The organism is Paenibacillus qinlingensis, assembly GCF_031455095.1.
In the GTDB taxonomy this organism is placed as follows: domain Bacteria; phylum Bacillota; class Bacilli; order Paenibacillales; family NBRC-103111; genus Paenibacillus_E; species Paenibacillus_E qinlingensis_A.
The window spans coordinates 59,814-73,520 of record NZ_JAVDSB010000021.1; the positions used below are offsets into that span (position 1 = coordinate 59,814).

At 43.3% G+C, this 13,707-nt stretch carries 16 protein-coding genes; 5 read left to right on the forward strand and 11 right to left on the reverse strand.

Going from position 1 to position 13,707, the window contains the following annotated elements:
• Positions 1-27: 27 nt before the first annotated feature.
• Positions 28-342 carry a thioredoxin gene (gene trxA / locus J2736_RS30460; RefSeq protein ID WP_056613612.1) on the reverse strand — a complete coding sequence of 105 codons (315 nt, stop codon included), beginning with the start codon at positions 340-342 and terminating at the stop codon, positions 28-30.
• 159 nt (positions 343-501) lie between these two features.
• Positions 502-885, reverse strand: coding sequence for a MerR family transcriptional regulator (locus J2736_RS30465; RefSeq protein WP_310502341.1), 384 nt, complete (start codon positions 883-885; stop codon positions 502-504).
• A 209-nt stretch (positions 886-1,094) separates the two neighbouring features.
• On the opposite strand from J2736_RS30465, the gene J2736_RS30470 reads away from it, so the two are divergent.
• Both J2736_RS30470 and J2736_RS30475 read left to right on the forward strand, forming a co-directional pair.
• Positions 1,095-1,235 carry a YqzM family protein gene (locus tag J2736_RS30470; RefSeq protein WP_082595384.1) on the forward strand — a complete coding sequence of 47 codons (141 nt, stop codon included), beginning with the start codon at positions 1,095-1,097 and terminating at the stop codon, positions 1,233-1,235.
• Between the two features lie 107 nt (positions 1,236-1,342).
• Positions 1,343-2,344, forward strand: a complete 1,002-nt coding sequence (locus tag J2736_RS30475; RefSeq protein WP_310502342.1) for a globin-coupled sensor protein — start codon at positions 1,343-1,345, stop codon at positions 2,342-2,344.
• Positions 2,345-2,655: 311 nt separating this feature from the next.
• Here the strand turns inward: J2736_RS30475 and dnaI are convergent, their stop codons facing one another.
• From dnaI to J2736_RS30495, 4 genes are all read right to left on the reverse strand, one after another.
• Positions 2,656-3,612 carry a primosomal protein DnaI gene (gene dnaI / locus J2736_RS30480; RefSeq protein ID WP_310502380.1) on the reverse strand — a complete coding sequence of 319 codons (957 nt, stop codon included), beginning with the start codon at positions 3,610-3,612 and terminating at the stop codon, positions 2,656-2,658.
• A gap of 62 nt (positions 3,613-3,674) precedes the next feature.
• The gene (locus J2736_RS30485) at positions 3,675-5,168 is read right to left on the reverse strand and encodes a replication initiation and membrane attachment family protein (RefSeq protein ID WP_310502343.1); all 1,494 of its coding nucleotides are present in this window, start codon (positions 5,166-5,168) and stop codon (positions 3,675-3,677) included.
• 202 nt (positions 5,169-5,370) lie between these two features.
• Complete coding sequence (locus tag J2736_RS30490) at positions 5,371-6,327, reverse strand: alpha/beta fold hydrolase (RefSeq protein WP_310502344.1); 957 nt, start codon at positions 6,325-6,327, stop codon at positions 5,371-5,373.
• Between the two features lie 9 nt (positions 6,328-6,336).
• On the reverse strand, positions 6,337-6,621 hold the full coding sequence (locus J2736_RS30495; RefSeq protein WP_310502345.1) for a YuiB family protein: 285 nt from the start codon (positions 6,619-6,621) through the stop codon (positions 6,337-6,339).
• A 202-nt stretch (positions 6,622-6,823) separates the two neighbouring features.
• On the opposite strand from J2736_RS30495, the gene hemQ reads away from it, so the two are divergent.
• A complete protein-coding gene (gene hemQ, locus J2736_RS30500) occupies positions 6,824-7,570 on the forward strand; it encodes a hydrogen peroxide-dependent heme synthase (protein ID WP_310502346.1) in 747 nt (248 codons plus the stop codon).
• 95 nt (positions 7,571-7,665) lie between these two features.
• On the opposite strand, the gene J2736_RS30505 is transcribed toward hemQ, so the two are convergent.
• Positions 7,666-7,944 (reverse strand): hypothetical protein, encoded by a 279-nt coding sequence (locus tag J2736_RS30505; protein WP_310502347.1) that lies wholly within the window; start codon positions 7,942-7,944, stop codon positions 7,666-7,668.
• Between the two features lie 27 nt (positions 7,945-7,971).
• Positions 7,972-9,162, reverse strand: a complete 1,191-nt coding sequence (locus tag J2736_RS30510; RefSeq protein ID WP_310502348.1) for an NAD(P)/FAD-dependent oxidoreductase — start codon at positions 9,160-9,162, stop codon at positions 7,972-7,974.
• A 404-nt stretch (positions 9,163-9,566) separates the two neighbouring features.
• On the opposite strand from J2736_RS30510, the gene J2736_RS30515 reads away from it, so the two are divergent.
• The gene (locus J2736_RS30515) at positions 9,567-10,568 is read left to right on the forward strand and encodes an NAD(P)/FAD-dependent oxidoreductase (protein WP_310502349.1); all 1,002 of its coding nucleotides are present in this window, start codon (positions 9,567-9,569) and stop codon (positions 10,566-10,568) included.
• 302 nt (positions 10,569-10,870) lie between these two features.
• Here the strand turns inward: J2736_RS30515 and sda are convergent, their stop codons facing one another.
• Complete coding sequence (sda, locus tag J2736_RS34355) at positions 10,871-11,116, reverse strand: sporulation histidine kinase inhibitor Sda (RefSeq protein ID WP_397341975.1); 246 nt, start codon at positions 11,114-11,116, stop codon at positions 10,871-10,873.
• A gap of 254 nt (positions 11,117-11,370) precedes the next feature.
• On the opposite strand from sda, the gene J2736_RS30525 reads away from it, so the two are divergent.
• Positions 11,371-11,532, forward strand: a complete 162-nt coding sequence (locus J2736_RS30525) for a mechanosensitive ion channel protein MscL (protein WP_310502350.1) — start codon at positions 11,371-11,373, stop codon at positions 11,530-11,532.
• A 46-nt stretch (positions 11,533-11,578) separates the two neighbouring features.
• Here the strand turns inward: J2736_RS30525 and J2736_RS30530 are convergent, their stop codons facing one another.
• Both J2736_RS30530 and J2736_RS30535 read right to left on the reverse strand, forming a co-directional pair.
• On the reverse strand, positions 11,579-12,259 hold the full coding sequence (locus tag J2736_RS30530; protein ID WP_310502351.1) for a glycoside hydrolase family 73 protein: 681 nt from the start codon (positions 12,257-12,259) through the stop codon (positions 11,579-11,581).
• Between the two features lie 189 nt (positions 12,260-12,448).
• Positions 12,449-13,603, reverse strand: a complete 1,155-nt coding sequence (locus J2736_RS30535) for a sulfite reductase subunit alpha (RefSeq protein ID WP_310502352.1) — start codon at positions 13,601-13,603, stop codon at positions 12,449-12,451.
• Between the last annotated feature and the right edge of the window lie 104 nt (positions 13,604-13,707).

Below are 13,707 nucleotides of genomic sequence, written 5' to 3' on the forward strand. Positions count from 1 at the left end.
TTGTTTCTAGTTTGTAACGGTTACTTCTTATTGGTGACGGGAAACAACGTTTTTCAACGCGTCTTTGGATTGGAAGCCAACCACTTTGTCAACCGGTTGTCCGTCTTTGAAAACGATCAACGTAGGGATACTCATAACGCCAAAGCGAGCTGCGGATTCCGGGTTGTCATCCACGTTTACTTTTGCGATTTTCAAAGATTCAACTTCTTTATCTAGCTCTTCCAATACAGGAGCGATCATTTTACAAGGTCCGCACCAAGGTGCCCAGAAGTCTACAAGTACTGTACCTTCTCCTTCAACTTCTGCTTTAAAACTGTTGTCAGAAACATTCACGATTGCCATGATAGTTCCTCCTTCTAAGAATGAATTTGATTTATAAGGTGAAAAGTAAGATTAAGTTAGTCACTTAACTTGCTTCGCATCACGTCAACATACAAAGTATACCACACTCATAGGCCTTTTCAACCAAGCCATAAGTTAGCAAACCCGGTATCCTTTGGTCTATATCGAGGGTAATTCAACAGGCAGCCCTTGGCGTCGCTGTTCCTCAATATAGGAAATACGATCCTTGAGATTCGCCTGGAGGAGCTGCAGCATCTCCATTTGTTTCTCGATTTCTTGCAGTTTCTCGGTGTACAGAGGCAGCAAATCATCACAGAGTGACTCTTGATTCTTCATCACACAGTTCAGAAAGCTCTCAATCTGTTCGGTCGTAAAGCCGAGGCTCAAATAAAATTGAATCGTCTTTACCCGCTCGACAACCATCTGATTGTAGACCCGATACCCATTCTCTTCACGCTGTGTTGCTATCAACCCTTTGGCTTCGTAGTAGCGCAAGGACCGAATACTTGCTCCGGTAAGCTTGGAAAGCTCACTAATCCGCATAGCCTCACTTCTTTCCTGTTCCTACATGTTGGAGGAATGTCTTTATTGTAAACCATAACACTAATGTCAGAGTCAAGAAGTATTTTGCCCATTCTTCTCGTTATTGCAATTGTTTGCACAATTGTCACTTTGATTAGCTTTACAACTTTCGACGAATTTGGGTATACTAGGCTTACAAATAAGAAAGTCGGACGTTAGGGGGTAACCACATGAGCAATCAACACCCTGAGCATCACGTGTACGAAGAACCACGTAATGATTTCATGGACGTAGGCATTGGCTTTGGCGTATTCTTTGGCGCATTGTTCGTCATTGCAGTCATTGCCACTGTCATCCAAGTGATGAAATAAGAATAGGTAAGAGTTTTTAATGAAAAGCCGCTTTGCACACTTACTGTGAAGTGGCTTTTTTCCTGCAATTTTGTACGTATCATCGTCTAAAGGGGAATCATCTATTCATGATTAAAGTTCAACCAGAACGCCAGAAACTCATTACATATATCGGCCTAAAGAATGAAGATTTACAGCTTTTAAAAAGCAAAGCAGAAGCCTTCCAGCTCATCGTCAATCTCCTTGTTGATGAACTGTACGCCGATATTATTAATTGGCCAGAGCTTAGAGAATTGATTGAGAAACACAGTACATTAGAACGCCTCAAAGAAACGCAACGTTGGTATTTCATGTCCATGACTTCTGGCGTGATTGATGACGAATTTATATCCAAACGTCTTTATATCGGTAATGTTCATTCCCGCATCGGTCTCACAACTTCGTGGTATCTAGGCACTTATCTCAAATATGCAGACTTAGCTACTGCGCATTTCAAACGCATTTTACCAGATGATTGGGCCCAAGTGATTTATGCATTAAGCAAAATGTTTAATTTAGATTCCCAGCTTGTCCTTGAAGCTTATGAGCATGACGAGAAGCAAAAAATACAAACACTCGCTGATGAACAGCGTCATATGCTGACAACAATCTCCAGCGCAGTTCAAGAGCTCGCTTCCATGATGGTTGAGCTAGGCAGCAGCAGTCAAACCGTTGCAGATACGGCAATTCAAACCGCTGAATCTCAAGATCTTTCCAATACGCGCATCGATGAGCTGAATGACGAAATTAAAGACATTGCCAAGATGGGCTCTGTCATGAAGGAAATTTCCGAGCAAACTCATCTTCTCGGATTGAATGCCGCCATTGAGGCTGCCCATTCCGGCGAATTTGGCCGAGGTTTTGAGGTCGTTGCCAACGAAGTGCGCAAGTTGGCTGCTAATTCCAGACAAGCCCTTGATCAAATTCAAGCGAAACTCAAGCTGATCACACAGAAGCTGGAGTTGGTTCGAAAAGGCTCCGAGGAAACGACGCACTATGCACGAACACAAGCTGCCAGCGCTCAGGAACTTACCTCGTTTGTCCAAATGATTGAGAAAATTACGGCTGAGCTTGAGAAGTTGAAAAAATAAAAATGCGTCTGCTACTTCGGGTTTAGATGGTTAAACCTACAGCTAATATGCCCGAATTTATCTTATTTTCTTGATTAGATGGAAAAAATACATTTAATTTCGTTGGAATTTGAATAATCGAGCAAATCGAAGGGATTTAACTACAGAAAATACAGTTAACCTTTCGAATTCGTAAAATTCACTACAATTAGATGGATAAAATCCAGTTAGATTGCGGAAAGAAGCCGAAGCAGGTTCATTATTCAAAGGTAATTAACAAAAGAGGCTAGTTTCAAAAAGTCTAATCGACTTTTGAAACAGCCTCTTTTTTCTTATGATTTCCCGCGTTTATTCGTTCCAGTCACTTCCACCACATCGACGAAAGGGCGTATCCGGTCCATAATCCGTTGCCCTTTATACTCTTCATCGCCATCTTTGTTCGTGAAGCTAAAATGCTTCTCTAACCCCGACAACGCATAATTTGAAGTGAAAAAGGTTGGTTTCCGATTCATCCGATGATTCACAATAGCGCCGATTACATGATCTCTTAGCCAAGGGTTCAGATTCTCTGCCCCAATGTCATCAAATACGAGCAAATCTGTTTCCTTCAGTAGATCGATCGTTTCCTTCAGCTTGTAAGGCTCCTGGAACATTCCCTTCAGGTCCTCAGCGAAGTCAGGCATGTAGACGATGGCTCCCGTCATGCCGACTTTGGCTAGCTGATGCAGCATGTAGCCCATCAAGAACGTTTTCCCAGTACCAAATGAGCCGGATAAATAGAGCCCACGCGTTTGAAGCCCCTCTTCAATGGTCAAGCTTACATAGTCATTGATTTGCATAACCGCTTTGGCTCGATCCAAATCCGTTTCCAAAATATCACCGAAAGAGAAACTTCGCGAAATCATTCGCGGGTCTACGTGAAACGTGCGGATCCGAGAGCTAATCGCATCTTGCTGTCCTTTGGCAATAAACTTCTTACAAGCTACCTTCTCCTCATGAATAAAAGGCGTCTGCCCCTCCACCGATTCGGCTGTCAGGATTGTATAATGGCCTGTCATATCATTGGGACAGTTCTCCAGACCAGGGCAATTTGAGCACGTTTTGAATTCAGTAACATGCTGATACAACTTGTTCATATTTATTTTAATCGCATAATCGTCCACAAAGGGATACTTCTGACGAAACTTAGCAATCAAAGGGTCAGCCATAACCCCTTGAATTTTCTCTTCTGCTTTTCTTTTCCACTCCGTATCAGGTAAGGACTTGAGTAATTGCGATAAGGATTCCATCATGTTCGGCACCTCCTAACAGTTCCATCGGACTAATCCTCAGATCCACGGCTCGGCTCTCATTAGCTTTTACGGTTAAATCGTTCATCCAGCTTCTGTGCCATCCGTCTAGCAGCCTCCAACTCCTCTGCAGACAGCCTAGTAGACGACGTAGTCCCCGTATCCGGCATCACAATAGGAATATGAGGCTTCTGGGTCTTACCCTGACGACCACGGGTAGCAGAGCCCCCACCAGCTTTGGCAGATTCCACTTTGGAAGCAGCCTTCTGTTTATAATTGATTTTCTCACGGACATACTCAACGGCTTGCTCATAGGAAATAATTTGTTTGCCGAGCATATCAGAGGCAACAGCCTCAATCGAGGATTTGGCCCAAGAGCGACGATCAATGTGCAGGAAGTGAATCAAGACATTGATGACTTCCTCTTTTAATTTATAGTTCAAATCGATTTTCTCGAAAATATTAAGTACGCCATCAGGTATCGAACCCTGTGTGAAAAACATTTTCAACACAGCCGTGTATGGCTCATTTCGCATGATGTAGTTGTATTGATGATCTGTACATTCGCCGCGCAGCTGCTGAGGAACCTCTAGATAAAAAGCCATCTCAACGGACTGCTCTTCCGAAACCTGTGTGTCGTCCTCGGATTTCGTTGTCGTCCGCTCCCGCTCCTCATCCCGCTTCTTACTCTGTCTATAAAACAGATTCGCATTATACTGCATAAGATCCATAACAAGTTCACCTTCTTCGGTGAACACGCCATCTTCGTCCAGCAAGCGACACGTTTCTTGAAGAGATAGATTATACTTCTTCGCCACAATATTAATAGCTATCATGTGCTCTGGCTTGTGCTTCAGCGCTTCAACGAACACGCGGTTACTCGCGCCACGAGGGAACCTCATGATGATATCCGCATACTTGAAGCCTTTGGTCGTCACGTCCATCCGTGCGTCCCCTTGCTTGCTTGCAGAGGCCTCATAGAGTGCTTGCTCCAGCTCATAATCCACGACTTGCGTGTTCAAGCGAAATAGCTCATAAAAAGGTACTGACAAGTTCTCTTCCGTAGCCTCTCTACACTCCTCAGGTTCGGGAGATAGAAGATCTTCTCGCAGCGACAACAGCATGAATTTGCCCACCTTGTCGCGCAGCAACAGGGTTAAATGCTGATTGCGGAAAAACTCATTCGGCCCGAGCGGCGCGAACAACGTATAGACGAAAACGTAATCCTCTTCTTCCGGAATGAATTTCCGTGTCGTCTGCAGAAGACCAATCGCTTCTAGTTTGGAAGATTGTTCTATTAAGTACTTGCGTCCCCGTTCGCCATGCTCTAGATCAAGCAGCAGAAACAACTTCCGTTGCTGCTCCATCGGTGAGTAACCGACTTTCTCCGCACTCATCTGCTGATAGAGTGCTTGATAGAGACTAATCGCCAAACCGCCTATCATCGGTTGATACATCATCGCTAACATTTTATAGTCCAAACTGCTCAAAGAAAACTCACGGTTCACACAAAACCTGTGATTCTCGGTGAAATGCAGCATATTCGTCATTCTCATCCCGTTACAGCACCATCCTGCCTCTGCTCGACTGAGCAATAGCTCAAATTACTGCTACCCCATGCCTCAGTCTCTCTCTATTAGTCTACCACAAAAATCGACAATCTTGGTATCTACAAGAGAAAAGATAATTTTACCTTTTGGGCAAGAAAAAGATTCCATCGCAATAACTCACTAGCAATGGAATCCTCGCTTGGCATTCTTAATGATAATTTTCAAACCCGTTCTCAGCGTCCTCTTCGGTCCCATACATCTGTGGATGAAGCTTCTGCGCAATAGCTAGATCCAGCTTCCAGCGCTCTTTCTGCTCCTTCTTGTCTAAGCTCTCTATCCACAGATGAATGATATCGTTCATACGTCCAGCGCTTTGAATCGGGACTGGATGCTTCGCACCTTTGATGAAAAAAAGAGAACTATTCGGCAGACCCTCATGAAGAATATGCGCATAAGGGTGGAACCCTCTATCCTTTTGACCATAGATCAATAAGACTGGTTGGTGAATGCTGTGAAGCCGAGTCGTGCAGCTGTAGTGAAACGATTGTTCGAAATATGATTTCACATTGGCTGCCGCATCGTGCAACGCATGTTCGTTAAGCTCCTGATAGGTTGTCTGTTTATCGGCATTGCCATACGTAATTGCATTCGTCAAAAGATTCATAACTCGGCTAGGATTCGCCATTCGAATCGCAAGCCACACTCTAATTCTATTGTAGGTGTCTGTCAATTCAGACATGCCACTTACAATAATTCCCCCTACAAATCGAGATGAGTATGCGAGCAGAGCCGCAAGCGCAACCGTTCCTCCGGTTGAATATCCGCACAGAAAGGCTTGCTCGATTCCTAAGAAATCAAGAAGCCCAACGATGTCTTGCGAAATAAGTTCATAACGTAACGGCATCTTTGAAGGAGCACTACCGCCATGCCCTCTAATATCGAAGGTAATCACTCGAAAATAGACGCTTAGTTGCTCTTTCTGATACTTGAACGCTTCGAGTGTTAGTAAAGGAGGGGGAATAAACACAATTGGCGTGCCCATTTCTGGCCCTGTCATCTCATAATGCAGTGATGTTTCATTCACATTCGCCCAAGGCACTTGTCGTGTCTCCTCCGCAATGAAGTTTAAGTAACTCCTCTTAGCGTGACCTGATTGGCCTTCCATTATGACGAATTAGAACATTTTGAACCCACGAATACGCAGTGCTTTGATGGCCGATCCGCTCAGAATAGCGCCAACTAAACCACCGATCGCTGGAATCACATCAACGACTGTAAAACTCTCGTCACTGGATAAGAAGGATGAGGAGCCCATATAGCCATAGATGATAATCCCAATCACCAATGCAATGAAAGCGTATAGCGGAAACCATGTTGTTTTCATAAGCATATTCAGAATAAAGCCAATCCCAAAGAATAACACCATCATTAAGACAGTGGCGATAATCATTTGCAGCACGATAGTTCCCCCTTGTATATGTAAGAAGCTCTTCCTAACATTGGCTTCTGTCGCTCCTATTATTGTAATCGACGAAAAGGTACAGGTAAAGTGTACACAAATTGAACAATTTATACGGGATATTCACCCTTTGTCCATTTGCCCTTTCTCCATGAATTGGATACAATGTAGGGGATATTAGCCCTTGAATGGAGGAAAAACAATGAGTGAAGCCGTACAAACGCTGGAAGGCTGGTATGCGCTCCATGACTTCCGTCTAATGGATTGGAATGCATGGCATGCCGCAACCCCACAAGAACGTAAGCTTGCAGCGGACGAGCTGCAATCCTTCTTGTCCCAGTGGCAACAAGTTGAGAACGATAAACTAGGCAGTACTGCCGTTTATAGCATCGTCGGTCAGAAAGCTGATTTTGTTTTCATGCAATTGCGTGAAACGCTGGAAGAATTGAATGAGCTGGAAACAGCTTTTAACAAGTCTAGCTTCGCTGCTTTTACTATACCCGTTTATTCCTATGTTTCCATCGTAGAATTGAGCGCATACCTTGCGAAGCCAGGTGTTGATCCTGCGCAAGATCCTGAGATTCAAGCACGCTTGAAGCCAATTCTTCCGAAATCCAAACACATCTGCTTCTACCCGATGAACAAACGACGTGAAGGCAATGACAACTGGTACATGGTTCCTGCGGAAGATCGTAAGTCCATGATGCGCAGCCATGGGATGATTGGACGTACCTATGCAGGTAAAGTCAAACAAATCATTACAGGCTCAGTTGGTTTAGATGATTGGGAATGGGGCGTTACACTATTCTCCGACGATCCGCTTCATTTCAAAAAACTCGTATACGAAATGCGCTTTGATGAAGTTAGTGCGCGCTTTGGCGAGTTCGGTGATTTCTATGTCGGCAATGTTATGCTTCCTGAGAAATTCGCTTCATTCATTCAAATATAAGACTAGTTAAGAGCAAGGGGCTTCTGTCCTTTGCTCTTTTTTACATTAATAAAAAAAGCACTGCTCTATGAGGAGCAATGCTTTTTGGCAATCATCTATTCATCGTCGTCGTCACGTAGAGCAGCTTCTAATTCAGCTTCCATCTGTGCTTTACGCGCCAGATAAGCTTCCGTGTCGCGGTCACGCTGACGACTTTTCTCTTTCAGACGCTCAATCGCAGGAAGAATGAGGATATCAATCTCCTTTTGGACTACAGCAACATGATCGTACCGTTTCTCAGTCTCTAAGAAGTGACCGACTTCGATCAAGGCATTGTAGCGATCCAGTTCATCCCTTGTAAGAAGTCCTCTTACTTGGACACTACAGTGTCGCATGGCAATCCCCCCGTTAGCATCCTTTGACTAGAAACGTCCTTTACGTATAACAAGTGGAATTCCGCCAATAATGTAAAGGTATCTCATATCGACCACTTTTTTCATCATTGCAGCAACATTCCCTTTCAATTTACGGGAACCAACGATACCAATCGCTTGACCTTTACCAAGGGAAGCAACTGTACCTTTGTTCGAATATTTGAAAGTTTTCATCTGGGATCCACGAATCGAAGCGATCAAGTTATGAGCAACAGCCTCACCTTGCTGCATCGCGATTTGAGCTGTTGGTGGATAAGGTCTGCCTTCATCGTTCATCACGATGGAACAGTCACCTACAACATAGATGTTATCAAAGCCTGGTGCATGAAGGTGCTCATCGACTTTGATTCTGCCGCGCATCGTTTCGAAGCCAGCTTCATCGAGCATATGGTTACCACGGATACCACCGGTCCATACAACAGTTGCCGCTTTAATAAACTCATCACCAGCAATCAATACGCCTTCTGGTGTACACTCTTTAATCGCCGTACCGATTTTGAAAGTGATACCTTTGTCAGTAAGAACTTTCATCGCATACTCAACGAGCTCAGGATCAAAACCTGGCAACGCCGTTGGAGCAGCTTCAATATTATAAATCTTCACGAGGGAAGGATCCACGTCGAATTCTTTGCAAAGTAAAGGAATACGATCTGCAAGCTCACCGATAAATTCAATACCAGTAAATCCTGCGCCGCCGATAACGAACGTCAAGTAATCTTTGCGATCTGGTTCACGTTTGAACTTCGCGAATTGATACTCGATATGCTCACGAATAAATCGTACACTGTTAATACTGCGAATATTCAAAGCATTTTCTTTCAGACCCGGAATTCCGAATGTTTCCGCTTCGCCACCAAGTCCGATTACTAGGTAGTCATAGGAAAGAGTTCCGTCTTCCAGAATTACTTTTTTCTCATGTGGACGAATTTGCGTAACCGTTGATTTCACGAAATCAACTTTAAATTCATCGATCAATTTCAAAATGTTCACGCGTGCATTTTCAGGATTATCTGTCCCTGCAGCTGGCATGTGAAGATGTGTTGTAATGTAGTGATAATCATGCTTGTTTACAAGCGTAACATCAGCTTCGTTGTAATTCAGTTCCTTCTGCAACCGAATTGCAGCAAGGATTCCGCCGTAACCGGCACCTAAAATAACGATTCTTGGTATTCTACTCATGTCTCTCTCACTTCCATATCCGTATTTTGTCCCATGGTCTCTCTATCTTGTGAAAAATTACACAAACAGCTTCAAAAGTAGTATACTGCTACTAGTTTGCACGCTTTCGAAGTGAATTATGATGAAACAGGTGGAGATTCGTCACAACCATGGTAAACCGATTCTCATGATATGATATAATTTTAATAAGTAAATATCAAGTGTCATTTTGCATAAAAAATCTTGTATTATAGGCGTTTAACCGCCCCAATCTATGTAAGCATTTACTTATCATAGCTATAAGCAATGGAATATGAAATTCCAACTTATCTGTTTCCTTTACTAAGAAGAGACGTTGAAAATGATCATGATTATCACTTTATTTCATATACTTACTCATATCGGACCAAATCGGAGGTTCTGCTATGAACGTGAGAGAAATAAATCAAGAAATCGTTGACATTGTTGTCATCGGCGGTGGGCCTGCTGGCATGTTTGCTTCCTTCTATGCGGGAATGCGTCAAGCTTCTGTGAAAATTATTGAAAGTATGCCTCAACTAGGCGGTCAGCTTGCTGCCTTGTATCCTGAGAAAAATATTTATGACGTCGCTGGCTTCCCTAAAGTAACGGCCCAAGAACTCGTCAATAATTTGTCTGCACAAATGAAACATTTTGCTATTACCATCTGTTTGGAAGAAAAAGTTCATCAGGTCGTTAAGAAAAAAGAGCGTCTATTCGAAATTACGACTGACAAAGGTGTACATTTGAGCCATGCCGTTATTATTTCAGGTGGCGTTGGGGCATTTGAGCCGCGTCGTCTTGAATTACCGGAAGCTGCTCAATTCGAGAAAAAAAACCTTCATTACTTCGTAAGTGATTTGAATGCATTTGCTGGACAAAAAGTTGTAATTAGCGGCGGCGGGGATTCCGCAGTTGACTGGGCCTTAATGCTGGAGCCCATTGCCGAGAAAGTAACCTTGATTCATCGCAGAGATAAATTCCGTGCGCACGAGCACAGTGTGGAGAACCTAATTAACTCGAAAGTTCATGTGGTGACACCAACAGAAATCACGAAGCTACACGGAACAGATCGAATTGAGCAAATTACACTTAAACATATTAGGTCAGGCGAAGAAAGTATCCACGATGTCGATGCAGTCATCATCAGTTTCGGCTTCGTATCCTCTCTTGGGCCGATTTCTGAATGGGGTCTTGCCATCGAAAATGGTTCCATCGTGGTTGATTCCCGAATGGAAACGAATATTCCTGGGATCTTCGCTGCTGGTGATATTACGACATACCCAGGAAAATTGAAATTGATTGCTGTTGGCTTCGGTGAAGCTCCTACGGCGATTAATAACGCCAAAGTATACATTGACCCAAGTGCTAAGCTTTCACCTGGCCACAGCTCGAACATGAAATTGTAATCAGCCAAAATGAAATGGGGTATTCTATACCTAATCTACGGATTAGGAGGAATACCCCTTTGTCATCTATATGTCCAGTTTGTAATGGCTTGCGAGAATTGCAAACCAACTGTCCTATGTGCTCGCAGCGTATGTGTGACCATGGTAAGCTGAGTGACTTGCTCGGTCCTTATTCGCCTTACGAGATGAATAACATTTCTATGACAAACCAAGATGGCGATGATCTAGATGCTTGCCTTCATCTCTTGAATTGTCCCGACTGTCATTCTAGCTTTACCCTACAAATACCTGCTGAGTAAACGTTAATTAAGTGGTGTTTCGTCCTTAACCAATACCGATAACTTTAATTTACGTCTTTGAATTTCCGCGAGCAAAAGTTCAAGAAAATCGGATTCTAATCTTAAATCTAGTGCCTTGTAATAAGAGTCGATCAATGTCTCATCGCTAATTTGTCTCACTGAAATCACCCATATTCTATAATTTAAACTTATAGTATCACGGGGTTTTTGATAGAACAAGCGTTCCGTTATCCACAGATAAGTGTGCATATCCTGTGGGTAAATTGTTAATATGTACCATGAAGGCAAGCAATGTATAGGGGGATAATGTGCATAAACTTATACACATCCAAAACCTGCCAATTACCGATAAAAAAAAATGATCACTAATTTAGGCATTTTTAACGTTCACTTAACATATCGTTCATCTTTTTCACAAAATTGAAAAGAAATTTTAATCATCCCTTAATATTCATCCTTTACAATAAGAGTTGTAAGCATAATATATAAGGAGATGAGTACAAATGATCGTCTATGATATCGTTTTGAATGGCGAAATTAAAGAAACCATTAAACCCCGCAAGAACCGTTTGAAAGAAATTTATGCCTATATGCAAGAACAAACGAAGTTAATGCAAGCCAAGTATGGTGACAATGTTCGAATTAAAGGCCGAATCGTGTATTAAGAAAGTCCTATCACCCTCGGCCTGCTCTTCTTCCACAATCAAATAATCAAATAATTCCTTTGCGATGTAACACGGTTATTAATCGATAGAAATCATAGCTCCCTTTCTCCGGTGTGTCGATGAGTCCTGCTTTTACCGCAGCATCAATGCCTGGTTTGGCCCAAGCCGGAATGACGGTAAGTGCTGTTTGCTCTTCAAGAGATTGAACTCTCTCATTTAACGCTGCGATTTGTTCCTGTAGTTTCTCTAACATCCGAATGACCTCCTCATCGAAGAAAGTTAACCCCTCTGTTACTATGATTGCATTTAGTTTACTTGTGTAGGCAGGGTCAGTCGCGTATCCACTTTGCTGTAAAGCTGTTGTTTGAGCCTGTGGACTGCCCGCTGACCGAACTGCCGCATATCGCGTTGCTTGAAATAGTAGATCTTGATCCCGAAATCCATCCTCAATAGAGGCGTAAGCTCGAAAATCCCCTATCACATTCGTCACATTTTGCCCATTTATGAATTCCCAGGTTCTTGCAGAGACACGATCTCCCCGCCAGTAAGGCGTCAGTACGCCATTCCCAACTTTGTAACCTACCAAATTGTTCCACGCATTGATTTTGCCACCTGTTTCTAGCAATGCTTGTGATATCCGGACAGATGGGAAAATCGGTGAGCCCTCTAAACGCAACTTAACTGCAATCGGTGCAACGAGATCGATGAAATCCTTTCTTGAAGCCATTGAACGCCCTCCCTTCTATCAACTGCATATGCAAGCTATATATTTATAGTATTCCATAAAATGGTAGATAGAGACGGCTAGTAGAGGGTCTAGATGTGGATATTTCATTGAAATTGTTCACAAAAAAAAAGGAAGAGGCTGCACCTCAGTCATTTTCATGACCTTCGGGACACCCTCATCTATCATTCTTTAATAAACATCGCGTTGGTAACGTCCTTGCTCTTGCAAGCCATTCAAATAAGCTTCAGCCTCTTCGCGGTTTAACTTGCCTTCCTTTTCAATAATATCAATCAACGTGTTGTGAACATCCTTCGCCATGTTTTGTTTATCGCCGCACACGTAGAAGTAAGCGCCGCTCTCTAACCATGCGAATAGCTCTTGGCTATTCTCTTGCATTTTATTCTGCACATACACTTTCTGCGCCGTATCGCGTGAGAAAGCTACGTCAATCTTGGTCAGTGCGCCAGCCTGTTGATATTGCTCCAACTCTTCCTTATACAGGTAATCAGTCGCAGAACGCTGGTCTCCAAAGAACAACCACGCTTTGCCTGACGCTTGGCTCACTGCACGCTCTTGAATAAAGGAACGGAATGGCGCAATACCTGTACCTGGACCTACCATGATGATATCCTGCTCCGAGGACTCCGGCAGGTTAAAATGTTTGTTCAGTTGGACAAACACGGGAACCGTATCACCTTCGTTCAGGCGCTCTGCGCACATCACGGAACATACACCTTTGCGCTCGCGGCCATGCGACATGTAGCGAACAGCACCGATCGTAAGGTGAACTTCCCCCGGATTGGCTGCAAAGCTGCTTGCAATGGAATATAAGCGTGGCGGCATTTTTCTTAATAAAGCAACAATATCGTGCGGGGAAGCTTTCCATGGACCAAATTCACTTAGCAAGTCAAGCAAATCACGGCCGTCTGTATAAGCCTTCAACTGCTCCGTATCTGCAACAAGCTGCTTCAATGCTTCATTGTCGGAAAATTCAACGGCTTGCTGAACGATTTTTCTGGACAGCAGCGTAAGCTCGAAATGCTTCAAAAGCGCTTCTTGAAGCGGAAGAGTATCGTTTTGTTTATTAATGACAACCGCTGTGTCCGCATCCCACTTCATGACCTCAAGAATACCAGCGACCAACTCTGGATCGTTGTCAGGCACTACGCCTAAGCAGTCACCAGGCACATAGGACAGGCCAGAGCCTTCAAGTGAAAGTTCAATATGACGTGTTTCTTTTGTGGATCCTTCACCGTTCAAATTCGTATTTTTCAACACTTTCGCCTGAAACGGATTGGTTCTAGAAAACAAGGATGGTACTTTTTCGACATCAGTAACTTGCATTTCTCTTCACCCCATGAGAATTTTTTTCATTTAGAATAGCACATGCCGCTCAACTTAGGAATATTTTTTAATTAACTCTATTATGAATTATTAGGTTTTTCCAA

What these genes read in the sequence shown, in the direction of transcription:
- sda (WP_397341975.1), bottom strand. Translation starts at nt 11,116, where the DNA reads ATGCACACTTATCTGTGGATAACGGAACGCTTGTTCTATCAAAAACCC.
- J2736_RS30515 (WP_310502349.1), top strand. Translation starts at nt 9,567, where the DNA reads ATGAACGTGAGAGAAATAAATCAAGAAATCGTTGACATTGTTGTCATC.
- J2736_RS30525 (WP_310502350.1), top strand. Translation starts at nt 11,371, where the DNA reads ATGATCGTCTATGATATCGTTTTGAATGGCGAAATTAAAGAAACCATT.
- J2736_RS30475 (WP_310502342.1), top strand. Translation starts at nt 1,343, where the DNA reads ATGATTAAAGTTCAACCAGAACGCCAGAAACTCATTACATATATCGGC.
- J2736_RS30505 (WP_310502347.1), bottom strand. Translation starts at nt 7,944, where the DNA reads ATGCGACACTGTAGTGTCCAAGTAAGAGGACTTCTTACAAGGGATGAA.
- dnaI (WP_310502380.1), bottom strand. Translation starts at nt 3,612, where the DNA reads ATGGAATCCTTATCGCAATTACTCAAGTCCTTACCTGATACGGAGTGG.
- J2736_RS30470 (WP_082595384.1), top strand. Translation starts at nt 1,095, where the DNA reads ATGAGCAATCAACACCCTGAGCATCACGTGTACGAAGAACCACGTAAT.
- J2736_RS30465 (WP_310502341.1), bottom strand. Translation starts at nt 885, where the DNA reads ATGCGGATTAGTGAGCTTTCCAAGCTTACCGGAGCAAGTATTCGGTCC.
- hemQ (WP_310502346.1), top strand. Translation starts at nt 6,824, where the DNA reads ATGAGTGAAGCCGTACAAACGCTGGAAGGCTGGTATGCGCTCCATGAC.
- J2736_RS30490 (WP_310502344.1), bottom strand. Translation starts at nt 6,327, where the DNA reads ATGGAAGGCCAATCAGGTCACGCTAAGAGGAGTTACTTAAACTTCATT.
- trxA (WP_056613612.1), bottom strand. Translation starts at nt 342, where the DNA reads ATGGCAATCGTGAATGTTTCTGACAACAGTTTTAAAGCAGAAGTTGAA.
- J2736_RS30530 (WP_310502351.1), bottom strand. Translation starts at nt 12,259, where the DNA reads ATGGCTTCAAGAAAGGATTTCATCGATCTCGTTGCACCGATTGCAGTT.
- J2736_RS30510 (WP_310502348.1), bottom strand. Translation starts at nt 9,162, where the DNA reads ATGAGTAGAATACCAAGAATCGTTATTTTAGGTGCCGGTTACGGCGGA.
- J2736_RS30485 (WP_310502343.1), bottom strand. Translation starts at nt 5,168, where the DNA reads ATGAGAATGACGAATATGCTGCATTTCACCGAGAATCACAGGTTTTGT.
- J2736_RS30535 (WP_310502352.1), bottom strand. Translation starts at nt 13,603, where the DNA reads ATGCAAGTTACTGATGTCGAAAAAGTACCATCCTTGTTTTCTAGAACC.